The organism is Bradyrhizobium sp. ISRA464 (assembly GCF_029910095.1).
GTDB lineage: Bacteria > Pseudomonadota > Alphaproteobacteria > Rhizobiales > Xanthobacteraceae > Bradyrhizobium.
In genome coordinates, this window is the sequence record NZ_CP094526.1 from 6,140,777 (window position 1) to 6,160,619 (window position 19,843).

15 protein-coding genes and 1 pseudogene are annotated in these 19,843 nt (G+C 58.2%); 5 read left to right on the plus strand and 11 right to left on the minus strand.

The window, feature by feature from the left end; translation table 11 throughout:
- Positions 1-2 precede the first annotated feature (2 nt).
- The 10 genes from MTX19_RS28900 to MTX19_RS28945 all read right to left on the minus strand — a co-directional run bounded on the left by MTX19_RS28900 (position 3) and on the right by MTX19_RS28945 (position 7,216).
- The gene (locus MTX19_RS28900) at positions 3-1,595 is read right to left on the minus strand and encodes a phage tail length tape measure family protein (protein WP_280980418.1); all 1,593 of its coding nucleotides are present in this window, start codon (positions 1,593-1,595) and stop codon (positions 3-5) included.
- Positions 1,592-1,882 (minus strand): hypothetical protein, encoded by a 291-nt coding sequence (locus MTX19_RS28905; RefSeq protein ID WP_280980419.1) that lies wholly within the window; start codon positions 1,880-1,882, stop codon positions 1,592-1,594. The genes MTX19_RS28900 and MTX19_RS28905 overlap by 4 nt, the downstream gene beginning before the upstream one ends.
- Positions 1,879-2,097: a hypothetical protein gene (locus MTX19_RS28910; RefSeq protein ID WP_280980420.1), complete on the minus strand. Its 219-nt coding sequence runs from the start codon at positions 2,095-2,097 to the stop codon at positions 1,879-1,881. The genes MTX19_RS28905 and MTX19_RS28910 overlap by 4 nt, the downstream gene beginning before the upstream one ends.
- A gap of 49 nt (positions 2,098-2,146) precedes the next feature.
- Entirely contained in the window at positions 2,147-2,605 is a 459-nt protein-coding gene (locus MTX19_RS28915; RefSeq protein ID WP_348638323.1) for a DUF5681 domain-containing protein, read from the minus strand.
- 10 nt (positions 2,606-2,615) lie between these two features.
- A complete protein-coding gene (locus MTX19_RS28920) occupies positions 2,616-2,873 on the minus strand; it encodes a hypothetical protein (RefSeq protein WP_280980422.1) in 258 nt (85 codons plus the stop codon).
- On the minus strand, positions 2,870-3,061 hold the full coding sequence (locus tag MTX19_RS28925) for an AlpA family phage regulatory protein (RefSeq protein WP_280980423.1): 192 nt from the start codon (positions 3,059-3,061) through the stop codon (positions 2,870-2,872). Before MTX19_RS28925 ends, MTX19_RS28920 begins: the two co-directional genes overlap by 4 nt.
- Positions 3,062-3,156: 95 nt before the next feature.
- Positions 3,157-3,855: a hypothetical protein gene (locus MTX19_RS28930; RefSeq protein WP_280980424.1), complete on the minus strand. Its 699-nt coding sequence runs from the start codon at positions 3,853-3,855 to the stop codon at positions 3,157-3,159.
- A 352-nt stretch (positions 3,856-4,207) separates the two neighbouring features.
- Complete coding sequence (locus tag MTX19_RS28935) at positions 4,208-6,229, minus strand: bifunctional DNA primase/polymerase (RefSeq protein ID WP_280980425.1); 2,022 nt, start codon at positions 6,227-6,229, stop codon at positions 4,208-4,210.
- A 127-nt stretch (positions 6,230-6,356) separates the two neighbouring features.
- Positions 6,357-6,560 carry a hypothetical protein gene (locus tag MTX19_RS28940; RefSeq protein WP_280980426.1) on the minus strand — a complete coding sequence of 68 codons (204 nt, stop codon included), beginning with the start codon at positions 6,558-6,560 and terminating at the stop codon, positions 6,357-6,359.
- Positions 6,557-7,216 (minus strand): hypothetical protein, encoded by a 660-nt coding sequence (locus MTX19_RS28945; RefSeq protein ID WP_280980427.1) that lies wholly within the window; start codon positions 7,214-7,216, stop codon positions 6,557-6,559. The genes MTX19_RS28940 and MTX19_RS28945 overlap by 4 nt, the downstream gene beginning before the upstream one ends.
- 58 nt (positions 7,217-7,274) lie before the next feature.
- On the opposite strand from MTX19_RS28945, the pseudogene MTX19_RS28950 reads away from it, so the two are divergent.
- Positions 7,275-7,505 (plus strand): annotated as a pseudogene (locus MTX19_RS28950) (hypothetical protein); the annotation flags it as partial.
- On the opposite strand, the gene MTX19_RS28955 reads toward MTX19_RS28950, so the two are convergent.
- Positions 7,475-8,239 (minus strand): hypothetical protein, encoded by a 765-nt coding sequence (locus tag MTX19_RS28955; protein WP_280980428.1) that lies wholly within the window; start codon positions 8,237-8,239, stop codon positions 7,475-7,477. The pseudogene MTX19_RS28950 and the gene MTX19_RS28955 sit on opposite strands and share 31 nt — an antisense overlap.
- A gap of 539 nt (positions 8,240-8,778) precedes the next feature.
- Here MTX19_RS28955 and MTX19_RS28960 point away from each other — a divergent pair.
- The 4 genes from MTX19_RS28960 to MTX19_RS28975 all read left to right on the plus strand — a co-directional run bounded on the left by MTX19_RS28960 (position 8,779) and on the right by MTX19_RS28975 (position 19,842).
- Entirely contained in the window at positions 8,779-9,660 is an 882-nt protein-coding gene (locus tag MTX19_RS28960) for a hypothetical protein (protein ID WP_280980429.1), read from the plus strand.
- Between the two features lie 160 nt (positions 9,661-9,820).
- On the plus strand, positions 9,821-11,110 hold the full coding sequence (locus tag MTX19_RS28965) for an HNH endonuclease (RefSeq protein ID WP_280985585.1): 1,290 nt from the start codon (positions 9,821-9,823) through the stop codon (positions 11,108-11,110).
- 780 nt (positions 11,111-11,890) lie between these two features.
- Entirely contained in the window at positions 11,891-17,086 is a 5,196-nt protein-coding gene (locus MTX19_RS28970; protein ID WP_280986145.1) for a DEAD/DEAH box helicase, read from the plus strand.
- A complete protein-coding gene (locus tag MTX19_RS28975; protein ID WP_280980433.1) occupies positions 17,083-19,842 on the plus strand; it encodes a DEAD/DEAH box helicase in 2,760 nt (919 codons plus the stop codon). The genes MTX19_RS28970 and MTX19_RS28975 overlap by 4 nt, the downstream gene beginning before the upstream one ends.
- The last annotated feature ends 1 nt before the right edge of the window (position 19,843 follow it).

A 19,843-nucleotide genomic window follows, 5' to 3' on the forward strand; every position in this document is an offset into this window, starting at 1 on the left:
ATTTATCCTCGTCCCTCTAGGGTTTGAATGGCCCGCGCCACAACCGATTGATCAGTGGGCTTTTCGAGAGCGAGAGCGACCGATTGGCCGACGTCGCCCCACTGCGTGCTGATCTCTTTGACGCGCTGATTGTAATTTGCGGCCTTCTCTTGCGCGTCTTGGAGCGCGGCAATTTGATTTTGGAGTGCCGTGACGGCGTTATCGTCTTGACCAAGTGACCTGCTCACGCCGGGTGTGTCCTGCGCGGCTTGCAGTGCGGTCAATGCCTTTTGCAGACTATTAATCTGATCAATCTGCGGAATGACCGATTTGACGACAGCGTCACCGGCCTCGGACATGGCATTAAGCTGCCCGCTAATCCCCTTAGCGCTGAATGCATCCATCTTCTTCTGCAGAGCATCGATCTGCGCGTCGAGGTCAGCAAGTTGCTGCGATTTGCCGCCCGCGAGAGCACCGGTATTCAGGAGGCCATAGCCGCCGGCATTCGAACCGACGAGACTCGGAGAGGCCGCCGCCGCCGCCCGCTGTGCCTGCAACTGCGCGAGCTTATCGGCGTCAGACGTCGTATTCGGGGCGCCGTGGAAAACGTTGCTGATGACGTTGGCAAACCCCTGATACGCCTTGGTCAGAACGCCGACGCTGTCGGCTGCCTTCTGATTGGCGGGAGCCATCGCGTTGAGAACGACTTGTATGGCCCCGGATCGATCCCCGGCGAGTTCGAGCGTCCGGATGTATTCCAATGTACCGGAATTCAGGCCCCCGTAGGTCTGGTCGATCTTCTCTGCACCCTTAACCAGATCCCCGCTCAGCGCATCGGCGAATGTTTTCGTTGCGGCCGTTGCGTCCTGGCCAGTCAAGACCGCGTAACCATGGATGGCGTCGCCAACACCCTTCAAACCCTGAACCGCGATGTTACCGGTCTTCGTAAACTCGATCGCGACGTTTCGAGCCTCGCTGATGGTGAGACCGGTCGCCGACGAATTCGCCCTCGCGAAGTTGTTGAGATCCGTCGAGGTGGCTCCGGTTCGGGCACCGATACCGATCAGAGCCCGGTCAACCTGCGCGGAGGATTCCGACCAGCTATTGCCGAGGTAGAGCGCACCAGCCGCCAGTGCGGCCGTTGCCGTTACGGGGTTGACCAGCGACGACACGAGGCGTCCGGCCATGGTGGCAACACCGCTGAACGCGCCCGCCAGGCCACCTTCACCCGAGGCTGCGTAGGTCAGGTGATTCATCTGAGCGGTGAGCGCCTGCGTTACCGGCACACCCATACCGATCTGCTCGATCGAGCCGCGGATCGCGTGAAACAGCGACATGCTCTGCGTCGAGAGACCGGCATGTGACGCGGCGAGCGCATCCGTGGCGGTCTTGGCGGCAGTCATGCCGGTCGACATTGAAGCGAAGCTTGAGTTGACGCGATCGGCGTTCGTAACCGACGCTCCAACGTTCTTTACCGCCGTGCTGGCCTTGGTGCCAAAATCTTCCGCAGCCTTGCCGGCGGAATTGGTCGTAACGACGAGCTTGTCGAGTTTCGCGTTCGCATCGTCGATGCCGTTCGTCGTTACGGCAATACCGAGTGTTGCAAGGTCGGTCACTGATGTTGCCCCTTAATCATGCCGCCGAAGACGCCGGCCAAATCGAACTTCATTGGTTGGCCGGGGCATTTTGCGAGAGCTTTCAGCCAATGCTCCGGAAGATGATCGCGCTCGATTGGCGGGTCGAACTTTTCATCCGCCGGCCACTGCTGACCATCTTTCGAGCGGCCCCAAATTGAAATTGACATGATGCGTCCGTCAGACTCGCACATCGTGAATATCTTCGACCGATCGGCGTCGATCTGAGCGACCTCAAGGGACCTGATGCGATCCTTCAATCTGCTCACGCGGGCTCCCCCAGCGCTGCTATTTGCTCGTCGGTCCACTTCCCAAGTTCCACACCAAGCAGATCGGCGCGCGGTGAAACGAAGACGATTTCGATGGGCGGTGCATTGCGGCGTGTGCGCGTAATGCACCCAATGCCAAGTACGATCGGCTTGCTGCGGATGGGGATGCCTATACTGTCCAGGTTCGGAGCTACAATGGTGTTGAGGATGGTCACTCGCCGCCATCGCTTCGGAGCGTGCTTCTCTGCTTCCTTGAGCCGGTGATCAGTCAGGCGTATGCGACGCATAGCGCTCCTCGATTGCTGCCACGCGCCGCTCCAGCTCGACCGTATCGACGGCCGAGCAGTACCGATCCAAGGTCGCGGCGATCGCAGCGCCCTCCTCCGGTGAAATGCGCCCCTTGGCGACGGCATTGATCAGGAAAGCGTGCGCCGCTGGCACATCGGCAAGAGTTTTCACCCGCGGGAAATCCGGCAACTCGATGCGGGCACCCTTCCGGACCGGCGCCAGGCGATCGATGACCATCTTAATGGCGGGTGAATCGCCTGCTTTTGCCAACTCAATTGCCTTCCTGGCGATTGCCTCCGCTTCACCTTCGAACAGCGCTTCGAGTGCCACTGTCCGCTTATTGCGCGATCCGCGCGGACGCCCCGGTGGGCGAGCCGGTGGCGTGATCGGCTCGGGCGGAGGTGGCAGAACAATCGGCGGGGGCTGCGGAATCATATTTGGAGGATCAATCGACAAGTTTCCATCCGTCTCGGATCTTCTCCGCCCTCCCCATGGGGTCTAATTTGTCCCAATCGGCGCGATAGATCTGGTTGCCGCTCAATGCGGGCCTAACTTTCTTAGGGTCCGGCACGATGCGATAACCCGACTTGATCAAGGTCGCGCGCTGCCTTTGATCGAGACCGTCAAAGGTCGATCGCGTGACGAACGGCGCAGGCGCGAGTGGATCGTAGGTCATTTCCTCAATTCCTTGCTGTCGGCTCATGGGGTAGCGCTGTCGGCGAGGCTCTTGAGCCATTGGTCGCGGTCTTCGATCCGAATGACCGATCGGCAGCCGATCCTGGTCACACGAGGACCACGGCCGTCCTTGATCAACTGATAGAGGAGCGATTTGGACACGCCGGCCGACACGGCGGCCTCAGGAATGCTTAAGGCGGCGATAGTGGACGACATTGAGTGTTTCCCATCCGATGAAGTTCATCTGGACAGAATTGTCTCACAGGAAGCTGCGCACGTCACCGCGTCGAAGTTTGAACAATTAACGACCGTTAGTAACTGCGTTGTCGAATGACTCGCCAAGCCGGCGACCACTTCTGCATCAAGCGGAGCATAGTATCTTCGTTACGACCGGAGGCTCTCGGATCATTCTCGGCAGCCCATGTGGCAGCTTCCATTTGAGAATCGGTCGACGACGTAACGTAGTCGCCTTTACCGAAAGTGATGCGATCTAGCATAGCGAATGCAAGCTCGCGATCCGCCGTGTTCTTAGCGGCTCCATACCCCGGTGATCCCTCCGGATGCAGTTCTCCCGAAAGCAGTTCCGCAAGCATGAGACGAGAGGCGCGATCTAACGTCTTTGCTCTAAGCAAACTGATCAAAGTAGTTGTGGCATTGGACGCGGCCTCTCGAAGTTTTCGGCCTCGTTTTGAGAACGCCCTTCCGGCGTTCAAGACCAGTGCTCTAAATTCGTCGTCTATCGGTACCGGCACCTTCTTCGGCCGCCCGCGCGGCGGAACACATCTTCCTGCAATTAGATCGGCTAATAGGGCTTGCGAATTAGCCGGAAGCACTTCATCGGAGAGAAGTTTCAAAATGAGTGGTTTCAGCGGACCATTACGCGTAGCCTTCCGCAGATCGGCGCCTCGAAACGCATCGCGTGCTACCATTATGGCTTGCGCCAAAACAGAATCACGCAACGGATATTCGTTCAGTACGTTCGCAAAGGCATCACGAACGGCGGGATCCATGTCCCGACGCTTTCTCGGTCGATGTGCCGTCACCATGACGTTCGCTTGTTTTCATGCCGTAGTTTATTGGCAATATAACCAAAACCTGGATGGCGTTTGGACGCCACTGGACACCACGACGTTGGTGTAATGCCGTTCTCCATCCAGTGGTTTTGTCTCCGTGTAATTATGAGTTGACTCCTACATCGTTTCGTTCGTTTCACCCCAAGGATATGGATGAAACGGAACGATCCTGGCGGAGGCGTAAACGCCCCGCCGCCATGGGGGTGTCGTTTCAGATGTCGTTCCGTGTGAAACGCCCATTTTGCAAGGGTTTCTTGAATCGTCGTTCCGCGATCGTTCCGAAATCGTTTCACTGCTTTTGCGGCAAAATCGGTAGTGGAAAACGCCCACCCCCAAGAAGCGGCTGAAACGATGGTGAAACGATCGCATCTAGGCTGTTCAGTTCTTTTTCGCCAATTTGCGTCAACACCAATTTGCGGCCTTCGCGTCGGACCATTTTGATTGCGGTCAGTTTTTCGACCAGCCGATTTACCTTCGACTTGTTCAATCTGAGCAGGCCGGCCAATTCCTGAAGGGACGCCTTCGGGTGCTTTTCGATTGTCCGCAACAGGCGGTTTTCGTCACGTTCCTGGCTGGCAGCATTGGACGCCATTTCACTATCGCTGATTGCGCGTGCGATCACCGTCGGGATGTTGCGTCCCTTGCTGTCCTTCAACAGCGGATGCTCTCTCACGGCGTCGAGTTTGAACGCCAACGGCGAGAACGCCGGTCCGCGGAACTTCCCCTGCGCCTCGGCGCCGACGATGGTGTCGTTCGCTTTCAGGGCAATATTGCCGTCCACCTCGTTGAGGAACGCACCGCCGCCGCGTGGCAAGAGATCGTCATCAGCCGCTCGCTTCGTGGGGTGGCACAGGATCAGTACGCATGGACCGCCCGGAAGCCGTGTCAGCGACCGAAGCAGGCGAGCATTGTTTCCCTGTTGGACGTTGTCGTTTTCATTGTCGCCTTCAAAGTACGCTGCCGCAGTGTCGACGACCACCAAGGTCGGAAAGAGCGCCCTGTCCTTCACTTCCCGCTCAATGTTCGCGACGTTTTGCGAAATCGATACGACGCCAGGGAGGAAGTAGACGGGCACCGTTTCAGGGTCGATCCGCATTTCCTGCGTGAGGCCCAACCAGCGCATTTGAATATCGGTCGGGTTTTCACCGGCCAGGTAGACGACCGAGCCTTGTGACACACCAAGGCCATTGAGCGGGCGTCCCGTAGCCACGTGGGCACTGAAGCACATGGCGACTGCGGTTTTGCCCGTGCCAGTCTTTGCCGTCATCGAATAGCAAAAGCCGCGCTGCAAGACGCCGTCCAAAATGTAATCCGGCGGCACGAACCCGCGAAGGAACTCGCCAGAAGACTTGATCAGTGTCGTTGCAGCGGGCGCCAAGGAAGGCGCTGCTATCGTATCGGCACTATTGCCGAACATATCCGTGATCGTCTTGGCCGGATCTTTCCTGCCGGCACCGAGCCCGCTTTGGATCGTAGCCAGGCATTGACGCTCGCCATCCTCTGCGAGCAGTCCGTTTTCTCCGCAAGCCGCGAGCAGATCATGGACTGCAACGTCTGTAGCGATCTCGCCGTTTGCGACGTAACGCCCGACTTTCAAGGCCTGCTTGTTGAGTTCGTCGTTTCGGCCGGTCTCGGTCGTGGCGATCTTTTCACACGCGTCGGCGAGCACCTTAGCGGCGTGTGTCCCTACTGAGGGTCGATGCCCGGCGGGTGCAACTATCGTCGGGAGGTTGCGATCGGCTTTGATCTGTTCCGACTTTCTGAGTACAGGCAAATCGCGCAACCACTGTGGCGCCTCGGCGATCGTATGGCCCGCGTTGAGCCATCTGTACTGGTCGCCGTTTGGCTTAATGCTCGGCGGTGCAATGACAAAGCCGCCGTCGCCTTTGACGTCGATTCCGGGAGCGAGACCTTTCGCATCCGTACCCGCGATAGTCTTAACTTCAAAACCGGGATGCTTGAAAAAATAGTGCCGAGATCCCGACGGACTTTCCGCCATCAGTGTGGGTGGTAGCGGGCCATGCCGGGCTTCCAGCATCGCAAGGGATGCGAACCCATCGAAGGTGTGTCCACCTTCGATCGTATCGACATCGAGAACGAAAATGCCATTGCGCGCGCCAGTCGGAATACCGATCATTTGGCGCGTTGGGTCGGCGAAATCGTTGCGGATTTCATCTAAGTTACGCGTCGCGCCCCAATTGATGCCAGCGCCTTCGCCTTCGGCAGTGTCTGCGCTCTTATAGGATTTCTTGGATTTGCCCTCGATCCGCGCCGGAAATACAGCCAATTTCCATTTGTCAGCGAAGTTCAAGGCATGTGGCAGCAAACTACTTGCGGAATCCGCAGAGCATGATATTGTGTTCGTCATTCAATATGCGCCCTCCTACGGCGCTCATCCAAGAAGCCCCGCCCTGGCCGGCGGGGTTTTCTTTTTGAGATCAGAGGCGGCTACCTCGGGCAGCAATGAGGGACGGACAACGCTCTCTCACGAATTCGAGTCGTTCGAGGTCTTCGCGAAGAAGATCAAAAACTCTTTGCCAGCCGATCAACACCAACGGATCCCCGTCGAGCGGATAAAATTCGCAATGGCGGATGATGGCATTGCGACGATTTTCGAGAACAACGTCGAGCGGTTGTCTCATTCGGTCACCGCCTTTCCGTCGTCGATGAGACACGTCCCCCAATCTCGGATGGTGTCTGCGTCAAGACGGCGGATCAATTGTGAGCCGGGTTTTCGTGAAACAAATTCGTTCTCAGCATCGGGCATAGGCTGGATGAACCGAACCTCAATCGTGTCGGCTTCAGTGTGATCCCGTGAATAGACGCGATTGCGCGAAACGACCAATCTAAGTGCGAATTCGTCGATGTAGAAATCGAGCGTCATCTGATGGCGGATGGCCCCTTTGCCCCCGTTCACTCGGTCAAATTCGTCGCCGGTCTCCTTCAGCCATGCGTCAAGCGCGCCGCCGTTTAGGTCTTCCCGAATTAGTCCAACGAGGAAGTCTTTGACATTTTGTGCTCGTGTGAACGCGAAACGATCGTCTCGCGCTGCAGCGTCAATCCGAACGAGTCGACGCCAAATGCGGACATGCTCGGCCGCGCGGTTGGCCACTTCCACTCCGCATACGCCGAGCAAAAGATTGATCTTATCGTCATCAGTCATTTCCGCACCGCGCGGACTTCGACCGACCGAAGAAATCAGCCCGGCTGGCTGCAAGACCCTGGCCACCGTTTTGACGTTCGCTTCCGCGATCCGCAGCCGCTCTGAGGTATGCGGAATGAGCTGAGAAAGCTTCATCTCAAAATTTCCGTTGACTTTCTACTATGTGGAAAGTAGTGCCAATCTCGCCGATTTCGATCTGCACTTCCACGATTTACGAGGAACAGCGGTGACCCGTCTGGCGATGGCAGGGTGCAGCGTGCCGCAGATAGCGGCAATCACCGGCCATAGCTTGCGGGACGTCGAAGTGATTCTGAACGCTAATTATCTCGGCGGCCAGGCTGAGTTGGCCGAACAAGCGCACCTAAAGTTGCTGGCGAGGTATGGAAATGGCCATCAGGAGAGTAAATCTGAACGCTCCAACTGACGCCTTTTGCCTCGGCGTCCATTCTTTCGTCGTGGGACCTTTGCCACTTCTCGAAACACAAGTTTGGGTTTGTAATCTTCCGGTACGATCTGTGGTTCGTCGCTAAACAAAAGCGACTGCTCCAAATCATCTTCTTTCCGCAAAGCCGCCTTTGGCTCCTCGGGAGCCGGCCAGTTTTCAGGAGGCGGCAGCTTGGTACGCTTCAGCGTTGGTGAGAGCAACTGCCTCTCTTCAGGCGAAAGGTGCTCCGTGATAGATTCCAATTCTGACCGCAATCTTCCTAATTCTCGTTGCATGTCGTGCGGGCTCAACTCGCCGACTGATTTTTCTAGTTGTTCAAGCCGTTTATCAAGACGATACAGTTTTCCCGGGACCTTCAACCGACGCTCAAATCGATAAACATCCTCTTTCGGAACTCCAGCTTTCTTGATGAACGGCTTGCAAACATCTACCGCGAACTCCCGCGCGTCATTGCACATTTCAACGACGCCTTCCTTAAAGCCTTTGTAATTCGCGACGAACCCGTAGACTCCCAAGAAGATCGAGCCAGCGACCGTGACACGCGTGATGAGCGAGCCCTCTTCAATCTGAACTTCGATTTCGACTTCGCCGCCATAAATGTCCGCCGCAGCCCTAATGGCGACGCGCTTTGCGTAACGCCCGAGCGATCGAATTTGCTTATGAGAGGCAGAATACGGCTTTAGATGAATGTATGCTTGCGCAAGTTGTGTCACTGAAAGGCCCCCGCCTAACGCGAGAGTTCAGCACGGAGCTCGACCGAAATGAAGGTGTATTGAACGAATTACGAACAGAAACTGCAAACTGAGCACCAAACCGGCGCAACCGTTCCGGTGCCGTTCTCACTGAGGGTCGTCCAAGTGATTGATTTCCTTGGTGGGCGCACCAGGGCTCGAACCTGGGACCCGCTGATTAAGAGTCCGATGACAATCCAAATCATTTCAATGACTTGGCTTCTAAAGAGCGGATAGAGCACAGAAGGAAGATCAATCACTTACGAACGGATTTCGAAATGAAGGCTATCAACTTTACCGCTATTACTTTCGCGCTCACGACCTCCGCGTCTTTCGCCGATAGCCCCCGACGCCAAAGCCTGATGGCTCTCAGCGCATCCAGAGGACCGGTACCTGCCCTAGCTACGTCGGAGTCGGCAAGGTCGAAGGACACCCCCAGCGCATCCCGCAAGACCGGCAACCGCCGGTAGACCCCGAAATAAAGTACAAGTAAGCTATTGGCCGGCAGGGGGAAATTCGGAATGCCGGAACCACTTTTCGAGCCGATACCTATTGCGTACAGAGGACTACTTGCCGACCAGCATTTTGTGGACGCACAGCAGTTCGGGCGATCGCTCATCGGCGCGACCAAGCTCGCGAACAGCATTTGTCACGAACTCTTTTGGGAGAGCATCACCCACGACCCGCGCTCTTACCACATACGCTTTTGCGTCGGGCCGAGTCGCGAGAACGGTCTGCTGCAGGAGATCTTCGCCATTTCCAATTCGGGACAGCTCCCACTCTATAGTCCGATCCTCATCACGGTTGCGAAGAAGTTCATCGAGCTCTCGATCAAAGCGATCATCGACAAAGTCCTATCGAAGAAGGACAGCAGCAGTGTCGTTGACCGGATCCATGAACTCGCGATGGCCCACAACGAGTTCGCCAAGCAGGTTCACGAAGGCCATATGCGCGATAAGGTCTGGCTACAACGGATGATCACAACGATGGCGCGCGAGAACCGCGCCTCGGTCCGGCAGCTCCCCGACCCGGTCGGAAGGACTGTCAATCACATGCAGATCGGCGATGCGACCGCCGCTACTGTGATCGACGAGCCCGCAGCTGAAGTGCTCCGATCGCCGGATACTCTCAGCCTCGGCGATAAGGAGGAGTATGTTGTTCGCATTCACGGCGTCTTTAAGACAAACGGCGCCTGTCGCGTCGAAATCCTGAACGAGCCAAAGAAGAAGATCGTCTCCGGGAAGATCGCCGACGATGAACTTGGCAAGCCTGGGAACGTGTACACTCGCGCACTTAATGAAGGCCTCATCCTTAAGGTCTTCGCACAGCCGACGATGAAGGATGGAAAGATCAACCGGCTCTTTATTACGCAAGCGGAGATTGCGGACAGGGAACTCGTCTAGCTGCTCCTAGTCCATGCTGATCACTCGGACAATCGAGGTGCCGATCATCTGCACGCCGGCATCATGGACAGTGGCGAGTGCGTCTATGATTACGATTCTACACACCAGCGCGACCGTCCCGACCATAGGGACACGGCTTCGCGGCTTTCGGAGAACTGAAGTGGCGCGCAAAACCAAATCGACACGATGGACCCGCGCTGCATTATTAGACGGATTGAAGCAGCTACCGGACCGCGCACCAATCGCGGAGGCGCTTCCCGGAGCGGATGCACCTCTGAAGGAACGATGGATTGACTGGGTCTCGAATTACAGCAGGGGCCGGCAAAAAAAGAACGCGTCTGCACGCACCATCTACAATCGGGTGCAACAACCACGATGGATTGTGTGGCTCGCTGAAGCAAGCGGGATCAATACTCGTTTGATCCGAAAGGCGACTAACAGTGTCGCCCGTCACGTTCGCCGCCAAACGCAAGCCAAGGAGGTACGGCGTATATTGCCATGGTCGCTCGTTGCTCGCCACCTCGAACAGATAAGATCATCTCGAGAGGTGGACAGTTCCCGTCAGTCTCCAAAGCATTTCGTCGGATATCACAATCGAGACGAGCAGGGTCCTTATCTTAAGGGCGACACGGTCCGTCAAGGCGATGAACTTGGCTTTGTTACGGCCAAACCCTTCCGCGAAGATACATTACTAAATCAACGCCTCTGGGTGTTCGAAGGTGTAGGATCGCCAAAGCGATACCACTTGGTCAGTTCTGGCCTGATCAAGCGGCTGTCGCCATGGAAGCGCCCCGCAGTTTACCGTAAGCGCGGCCGTCAATACGGAAAACGAATCCACTACAGAGTGGACCTGACCCAGGATGCGATGGAGGTCACTGACCTGCCCTGGTTCAAGCAGCTTTTGCGCCAGCAGCAATCGTTCCGCAACGGTTTCAACCGCTTGTCCGACCGCAATATCATCCGTTCCCTCGAGCAGCTCCCACGGTGCACGGTGACCATCGACTTAACTGTAGACCGGACCTCACTCGTGGCAGACCTGGAGCAAATCAAGAAAGGGGTCAAGGATCGAACAACGAGGAAGGCCTTGATCGACGCCCGTCTAGGGCAGGGGCAGTTTCGTGTCGCCGTCGAGAAGCTCTGGGAAAGCGCATGCGGGGTGACGGGCTGCAGGGTTTCCGCAGTGCTCCGCGCTTCGCACATCAAGCCATGGTCTCAGTCGAACAATCAGGAACGCCTTGATCCGGAAAATGGGATTCTGCTTGCGGCACACATTGACGCCCTATTCGATCAAGGTCTCATAACTTTCTCGGATGATGGGGCCATGATGATATCCAAGCGCATCAGCGTTCACGATCGCAAGCTCCTGGGGTTACCAGGACGACTACGGTGCCCGCCCACCAAAGCGCAACGCCATTTCCTCGGTCATCACCGGCGTGATATCTTTGAATGAGGTAGATATCCGATGCGGTCCGGCGAATAGCGCCTTGCGCCGTCTCGCGCCGCTTCTAGGTAACCACGTTGGGCTTTGTCGAGGGTCGAAGGGCAGATCAATCGGTTAAGCCGCGCGATCCCGCTCAATTCAGCTTGCAGCCTTACTCCTAAGGGCGACAAAATTCTTGAGCTTGTCTATTCCACCGCCGACGTTGCAGTACCCGCAGTAGAACAGGCTTCGATCCGGCTGGAGTTCTAAGGTGTGATTGGTTCCGGGGCATCGAGCGTGCCACGTTCGCCGGGCACGGTGACGCCTCCGGCGCTAGTCCGAGCGACTCCGCTCTGACCACAATTTCGGAATCACGTAACGCAGCGCTTTCATTCGCGACACGCTCCATCTCGCGGCAGACATCTTCAACAATTTTTTCGACGTGCTCCTTGCTCAGCAACCCTGATCAGACGGATCTTAGTTTCCCGACAAACGCTAAACAGCCCCTTATGATGTCTGGCAACAACAGCTCGACCGAATTGAGCAGGATCGAATCGCTCGGCCGTTCGGCACGCAGCCAGGGCATGGTTGATGAAAAGAGCCGGATCGCTGCGAAATCGGCTTGGGCCCGCGCCCTCCCACAACGGCTGCGTGCGTTCCTCGAAAACTGCCTGGACCTCCCTCCGCGAGTGAAACACAGACCTGTATGCATTAGACTTGGGGCTAACCCAATGAAAACGCCTACCAAATTACAGAGCCGTTATGTAATGTCGTATCAACCAATAGATGATAGCGGAGGGGTTGGCTATCGTGAACGTATTCGATCTCGATAGTGCTTTAGTCCGAGATTACGAGCGGTTTGCTCGGTCTTTCACAAAAATTCGTGCAAAGGACATTCGCGAACAGGTTGAAAGCCTTTATTCAAGCGATCGCTTCTGGCCTGACCCGCTCATCAGCATTAATCCCCGGTTCGAACGCGGCGAATCGGTGCGCAAGCTTGTTCGCGAGGGCACACTTCACGAATCGACGGCACGCGTATTCAGCATCGACGGGACAGGCATAACGCTCCACCGCCACCAAGCGCAGTCGGTGGCGAAGTCCGCAGCCGGCCAGAGCTTTGTCGTCACAACGGGTACCGGATCAGGCAAGTCCCTCTGCTTTTTCATTCCAGTTATCGACGCGGCGATCCGCGCCCGCGCGACCGGCGAGGCCCCCCGCACCCGCGCAATCGTGATTTATCCCATGAACGCTCTGGCTAACAGCCAGCGCGAGGAACTGGACAAATTCCTCAAACAGTCTGGTTTGCCGGACCATCTCCGGCCGACGTTCGCCCGCTACACCGGGCAAGAGAGCCAAGAAGAGCGCGAGCAAATCCGGGACGCTAAGCCGGACATTCTTCTGACCAACTTCATGATGCTCGAGCTGCTGATGACGCGCCAGAATCAGCTTGACCGGGCTGTGATCGCGAATGCGCATGGGCTCAATTTCATAGTGCTGGACGAGCTTCACACGTATCGCGGTCGGCAAGGTGCCGACGTTGCTATGCTGGTCCGTCGCGTAAGAGACAGGTTGTGTCCTGATGAAGCCCCGATCTGCATCGGCACATCGGCAACGATGGCGACTGAAGGCGATGATGCCGAGCGAGCGAAAGTGGTCGCGAATGTTGCGTCTCGACTGTTCGGAACGAAGATCACGCCTGATGCCGTAATCGGGGAGAGTTTAGAGCGATGCACTGATCCAACGCTGAAACCGGCAGCTCTCAAGGATGCCCTGGTCAACGCGATCTTATCAGACCTCCCGCCAACTTTGGACGATGACGCTCTCTGTCGGCATCCGCTTGCGGTCTGGACCGAGCTCGAAGTTGGCTTGGAAGATGGTCAGCGGCTGTCCCGTCGTCAGCCCATCACCGTAACCGAGGCAGCAAAACGACTTAGCAAACAGACGGGTTGCGATGAAACGCGCTGCAGATCGCAGCTACAGGCATTCCTAATTCTGGCCAGCCGTCCAGCCCATGAGCGTGGCGGCACCGGTGAACGTGCCTTTATGGCGTTCAAGCTGCACCGGTTCATCTCAGGGGCCGGCCACGTCTATGCGACGTTGCGTGGTGCTGGCCAGCGGCGAGTCACCCTGGACGGACAACAGTTCGATCCGGGGGACAAGGATGCGCGGCTCTATCAGACCTTCTTCTGCCGACGATGCGGTCAGGAGCACCATCCGGTCGCTCTAACTATTGCAGACGGCATTGCTCACGTCCTTCCTCGGGACATTGACGACACGCCACTCGATGATTCCGCTGTCGCAGAACGGCCCGGTTACCTGATGCCGGTCCCGGAGAAGGATGATGACTTCATCTTCAACGGCGATCTCGATGGTTATCCCGAGGATTGGCTCGACTTAGACCGCGGTGGAGCGCCCAAGCTTCGCAAGGACCGTAGGGCGTTTGCACCCGAGCCATTGACAGTTGACGCCTCTGGTGTTGTCGGTTCGGCTGGACAGGCGTCCTGGTTCATGCCGGGAAAGTTCCGTTTCTGTCCGGCGTGCAAGCATCAGCCACCTAGCCAGGCCCGTGAGATCAACAAGCTTGCCGGTCTTTCTGCCGAAGGTCGAAGCTCAGCAACTACTCTTCTCGTGTCCAGCACCATACGCTGGATGCACAAACATGGCGTCCTGAAGAAGCACAGCCGCAAGCTACTGGGCTTCACCGATAACCGGCAGGATGCGGCGCTGCAGGCGGGCCATTTCAACGACTTCTTGTTTGTCGCACAACTGCGCGCGGCCATTTTTGCGGCAGTCCGGAACACCGGTTGTGCAGGTCTGAGCGAAGCAGATTTCGGCCGGCATGTGCAGGCAGCCCTTGGCTTCACGGCCGCCAATCATGAACGTCGACAGGAGTGGATGCTAGACCCTCAAAGCAAAGGTGTGGCTCCGCTCAACGCGGAGCAAACGCTTTCCCGGGTGCTGGCCTACCGGGTTTGGGCCGACCAGCGGCGCGGTTGGCGCTTTACAAACCCCAATCTGGAAGAGCTGGGCCTCGTCCGCGCAGAGTACCTCTCCATCGATGAACTCGCTACCGACGACGCGGCATTTGCAGAGTCCCCACCTGAGCTCCGGAACGCGCCAGCGGAAAAGCGCAAAGAGGCACTGACGGACCTCCTCACTTACATGCGCCAGGGCCTTGCCATCACCGCCGACTCACTCGACCCCGGATCTGTAGAGACAGTGGGCAATGCTGCGCGTCAAGCCCTGCGTGATCCCTGGTCTATTTCCGCCCAGGAAACCCCAAGGATCGCAGCTTCGCTGATCATCGATGCTCCAAAGAGAGCTGAAGTTGGCGTACGCGGCGAACCGCTGATCGTGCGTGCGGGACCGCGCAGTCGGTTAGCGCGACAGATGAGCCGTGCTGGACTCTGGGGCAAACGTCTCGATCAGAAGACGTACCTTGATGTAATCAGGGCGCTCTTGGGAGCTGCATCACAGTACGGACTTGTGGCCAACGTGGCCACGCCGTTTGAGGTTGAAGGCTGGAGACTGAAGGCGGACGCAATCAGGCTCGTTGCGGGCGATGGGACGCTCGACGGTCGCGTCGTAAACTCCTACTTCGTCGAGCTATACACCACGCTCGCGGATTCACTCGTTGCTAAGAGCCATGCCTTATTCGGGATCGAAGGACGCGAACACACTGCACAAGTTGATCAGAACCGACGCGAGTGGCGCGAGTGGCGATTTCGTTACGGAGAGGACGATAAGGCCAAGCTCGCGGAGAGCAAGGACGAACTCCGCTTGGCCGGAGAGCCGGACGTGTTTCTTCCCGTCCTATTCTGTTCGCCGACGATGGAGCTCGGCATCGACATATCGGCCCTAAACGCCGTGTACCTGCGTAACATGCCGCCGACGCCGGCGAACTATGCCCAGCGCAGCGGACGTGCCGGACGATCCGGCCAGGCTGCGCTCGTCGTGACATATTGCTCCGCCCAAGGCCCCCACGACCAGTACTACTTCGGCAAAAGAGAGGCGATGGTAAGCGGAATCGTGCGGCCGCCTGCGATTGAACTTGCTAATCGCCAACTCATTGAATCTCATCTCCATGCCGTATGGCTTGCAGAGTCAGCACAGGAGCTGCAAGCCGACATTCCGCATGTACTTGACCTCACCAACGCCGCGCTGCCGGTTCAGCCTGACATCGCACAAGCTTTCGCCGACCCGAAACTGACCGAGCGCGCTACCAATTCAATGCAGCGAGTGCTCGACAGCGTGAAAGGCGAACTCACGAACGAGGCCGCGCCCTGGGCGGCCGACCGCGCAGCCTTTGCGAAAGGCACAGCGGCGCTTGCTTCAAATAGCTTCTCGGACGCATTCGAAAGATGGAGGCAATTGTATTTGGGGGCGCGTGCGCAATTGCTGGAAGCCAATCGCCGCTCAGAAATGCACGGCCTGTCGCCGGCAGAGCGCAAAGAGGCCAAGACCCAGCAAGCACAAGCAAATGAACAACTGGCCCTCCTCGAAAGGGGCGCAGCCAGCAATGGCTCGGATTTCTATACCTATCGCTATCTCGCGACAGAAGGATTCCTCCCAGGATATAACTTCCCTCGCCTGCCGCTCTACGCTTACGTTCCGGCCGCGGGCCAAGGTTCAAGGGCCGCTTATCTGCAGCGAGCGCGTTTTATTGCCATCTCGGAATTTGGCCCCCGCAGCCTGATCTATCACGAAGGCCGCGCTTATCGGGTTTGGAAAGCCAAGTTGCCTCCAGGAACGCGGACAGAGGACGGCAGCCGTCTCGCCACGACTGCGGTCTTTATTTGCGACGAGTGCGGGGCGTCGCACGCAAACGAAATGGAAAAGTGTCACGCCTGTGGCGGCTCGATGGTCGGCGTTCATCCGATTCGAAATGTTCTCCGTATCGATAACGTCGAGACGAAAGCCGCTGAGCGCATCACCGCGAACGATGAAGACCGTCAACGTCAGGGGTTTGAGATCCAGACTATTTTCGCGTGGTCGCAACGGGATGCAGGCTTTGACGTTGTACCAGCGATTGCCGGTGACAGCGCAGATCCTGTTGCGAGATTGAGCTATGCCCCTGGAGCCTCGATCAGCCGACTGAACAAAGGTCTCCGCCGACGGAAGGAAAAGACGATCTTCGGGTTTGGTATTGATCCTGCGACGGGCCGCTGGACCGGGAGTCCAGTCGATGATGACCCGGACGCCGATCCTGATGAACCGGTCAAACAGCGGGTCGTGCCCATCGTACAGGACCACAAAAACGCGCTCCTGCTCCGGGTCGGAGATGGACCGTTATCCGAAGGCGCGATGACGACCCTTCAGCATGCGCTTGCACGCGGCCTCGAAATCGTCTTCCAGCTTGAAGAGGGGGAAATTCAGACCGAGCCTGTCCCCTCGCGTGAGAACCGGCGAGGAATTCTGGCGTTCGAAGCGACGGAGGGCGGTGCCGGCGTGCTTGGCCGCCTCACAAGCGATCGGGATGCGCTCGCGAAGGTAGCGCGGGCAGCATTGGACCTGATGCACTACCGCAGGATTCCTCGGGCAATCGAGGCAACTGATCCCTCGCTGCTTGAAGAGGTCGATAACGCCAATTGCGTCAAAGGCTGCTATCGCTGTCTTCTGTCATACTATAACCAACCGGATCACGAGCTGATCGATCGCACCGATAAGGACGTCCTGTCAGTCGTGCTGAAGATCGCAGCAAGCGAAGTGGCAATCGCTCCATGGGCAGCGACCAGCGATGCGGCCGCGGGCGCCGGGAACGCCGAGTGGCGTGCCGCCTTCAACCGTTGGGGATTACCCACACCTGACGGCCCTCCGCTCACAGTGGATGGGATCACCTTACCGCTGACATGGCCCGCTCATCTCGCTGCTGCGTCTATTGGACCGATCGACGACAAGACGCGCATGGCTGCCGAACAGCTCGGTTACGCCGTTGCCACATTGCCCGCAGAGCCCGGCGAGCAGCCTCCAGCTGAACTCGTCGCCCTACTTGGGGCCACGACATGAGTGCCTTGTTCGCTCCGGGCGATCTCGTCTATGCGCGGGGAAGAGAATGGGTCGCCCTGCCCTCGCCCGCCGATGAAACTCTTTGCCTTCGCCCGCTCGCCGGCGCCGAGAGTGACGTCCAAGTCATTCATCCAGCGCTCGAGCGCGAACCCGTCCGTCCGGCACGTTTTGCGCTTCCGACCAGTGAAGAGATATCTACACAGGAGGGCGCTCGGCTGTTGTCGCAAGCGCTTCGTCTTTCGCTCAGACGAGGAGCCGGGCCGTTTCGCTCGGCCGCGAGGTTGAGCTTTGAGCCGCGCGCTTACCAACTCGTGCCGCTGCTGATGGCCTTGCGTCTCGATGTCGTACGACTGCTGATTGCCGACGATGTCGGTATTGGCAAGACAATTGAAGCGGCATTGATCCTGCGGGAACTGATCGATCGCGGAGAGGCCGATCGCTTCGCGATCTTGTGCCCACCGCATCTGGTCGAGCAGTGGACGGGCGAGCTCAACGCCAAGTTCGATCTCGACGCGGTCTCGGTGACGGCAGCCTCAGCGGCACGGCTGGAGCGTGGTCTTCCGGCGTCCCAAACCCTGTTCGATGCTCACCCTTATACCGTGGTAAGCCTTGACTACATCAAGGCGGACCGCCGTCGTGACAGTTTCGCCCGTTCCTGCCCCGCTCTCGTCATTGTCGACGAGGCCCATGCGTGTGTCGGCACGCATCAAAGCCGGCACCAGCGGTTCGAGCTGCTGAAGAGGCTTGCCGAAGACAAAGCGCGACACCTCATTCTTTTGACCGCGACGCCTCATAGCGGTGATGAGGCTGCGTTCGACCGGCTACTCGGCCTGCTCGATCCAGCGTTCAGCCAAGGCGCGCTTGAAAGCGAGCAAGGCCGCACGAAGCTCGCGCGGCATTTCGTGCAACGCCGGCGAATAGACATTACCGGACGCGATTGGGGAGAGGATCGCGCATTTCCGAAACACGACACGGCTGAGCAGGCCTACGAGCTGACGCCCGCTCACAAAGCCTTTCACGACGCTGTGCTCGACTATTGCCTTGGCGTGGTCGAGAGCGCCGGCGCCAGCCAGAACCGACGACGACTGGCGTTCTGGGGTACACTAGCTCTGATGCGATGTGTCGGCTCCTCGCCGGCAGCCGCCGCGAGTGCCTTGCGCAACCGGCTCGCCGCCGATCCTGATCGCCTGGAAGGTCAAGTCTTCGATGAAGATTCTGATGAAAGCGACGCAGTAGACGTTGAACCCACGTCCGGCCTTGAGCAGGATGGTCCGCTTGAGGCGCTGGTGGTACAAGCAGAGCGCCTAGGTAAGGCACCCGACCCCAAGTTCAATGCAGTCGCGAAGCTGCTGAAGCCGCTCGTCGATGAAGGTGCAAATCCGGTTATCTTCTGCCGCTTCATTGCGACGGCGGAGCACGTCGCTAGCGCGCTACGCAAGATCTTCCCAGAACTCCGGATCGAGGCCGTCACGGGAGAGCTTACGTCAGAGGAGCGCCGCGAGCGCGTGGAGGCAATGGTCGGAGCCGAGCAACGACTTCTCGTTGCGACAGACTGCCTTTCTGAGGGCATCAATCTTCAAAACCTGTTCGACACGGTGATCCATTACGATCTATCGTGGAACCCGACCCGCCATCAGCAGCGCGAAGGGCGCGTCGATCGCTTCGGCCAGCCCGCCAAGCTCGTGCGCTCTGTTCTTCTCTTCTCCCCCGACAGCGCGATCGATGGCGCGGTTCTCGAGGTTATCCTGCGCAAGGCGGAGCAAATCCGCAAGGCAACCGGTGTGACTGTTCCACTGCCCGACGAGCGAGGCGCGGTCACTGGGGCACTGATGAATGCCGTGTTGCTGCGCAAAGGTCGAAGCCAACAGCTGAGCCTGGACCTTGGCCTCGCTGGCGACGCGAAAGAGATGGAAACCATCTGGCGCGACGCCGAAGAAGGCGAACGGCGCTCGCGCGCACGCTTCGCGCAGAACACGATCCGACCCGAGGAGGTCAAGCCGGAGTGGCAGCGCTGGCGCGATCTGCTCGGTGGTCCCGACGAGGTCCGTCGTTTCGTGGAGCGCGCGATGAGCAGGCTCGACGCGGCGCTCGACAACGGCAAGAATGGCACCGTACGCGCGCACATTTCGGCCTTGCCGGCAGCGGTGCGGGAACGGCTTTCATTGCGCGGTCTCGAGGGCACGGTTCAGATTGCGTTTGATGAGCCTGCGCCGTCAGGCGCAGAAATGATCTCGCGTAGCCATCCGCTGCCAGCGACGCTGGCAGAGACACTGCTGGAAAGTGCGCTCGATCCAAGTTCAGGCCCACTTCCCTCTCTTGGGCGGGCCGGTGTGTGGCCAACACCGGCGGTCAAAACCGTTACAACCGTCGCCGCACTGAGATTGCGTTATAAGCTGATTGTGCACGGTCGCCGCGAGCGCATGCTTTTGGCCGAGGAAGCGGTCATGATCGCGTGGGATTCCGGCGGCAACACGAGGCTGTTAACTGCGAAAGAGATCGCGACGTTGCTCGATCAGCCCGCTAGCGCCGACCTGGCGGAGATCGCGCGAAAGCGCCTGATCGCAAAGGCCCTCGAACAAACGCCGGCCATGCTTGAGGGGCCGATTACCATCCATGTACGGGAGCGTGCAAAGGCACTTGAGAATGATCACGCGCGCGTACGCGCCGCCGCCTCTGGCAGCCCGCGTGTCACGGTCGAACCCGTCCTGCCGGCCGACGTCATAGGCCTTTACGTCCTGGCGCCAGCGGGTCACTGAC

What these genes read in the sequence shown, in the direction of transcription:
- MTX19_RS28915 (WP_348638323.1), bottom strand. Translation starts at nt 2,605, where the DNA reads ATGATTCCGCAGCCCCCGCCGATTGTTCTGCCACCTCCGCCCGAGCCG.
- MTX19_RS28920 (WP_280980422.1), bottom strand. Translation starts at nt 2,873, where the DNA reads ATGAGCCGACAGCAAGGAATTGAGGAAATGACCTACGATCCACTCGCG.
- MTX19_RS28925 (WP_280980423.1), bottom strand. Translation starts at nt 3,061, where the DNA reads ATGTCGTCCACTATCGCCGCCTTAAGCATTCCTGAGGCCGCCGTGTCG.
- MTX19_RS28930 (WP_280980424.1), bottom strand. Translation starts at nt 3,855, where the DNA reads ATGGATCCCGCCGTTCGTGATGCCTTTGCGAACGTACTGAACGAATAT.
- MTX19_RS28940 (WP_280980426.1), bottom strand. Translation starts at nt 6,560, where the DNA reads ATGAGACAACCGCTCGACGTTGTTCTCGAAAATCGTCGCAATGCCATC.
- MTX19_RS28945 (WP_280980427.1), bottom strand. Translation starts at nt 7,216, where the DNA reads ATGAAGCTTTCTCAGCTCATTCCGCATACCTCAGAGCGGCTGCGGATC.
- MTX19_RS28960 (WP_280980429.1), top strand. Translation starts at nt 8,779, where the DNA reads ATGCCGGAACCACTTTTCGAGCCGATACCTATTGCGTACAGAGGACTA.
- MTX19_RS28975 (WP_280980433.1), top strand. Translation starts at nt 17,083, where the DNA reads ATGAGTGCCTTGTTCGCTCCGGGCGATCTCGTCTATGCGCGGGGAAGA.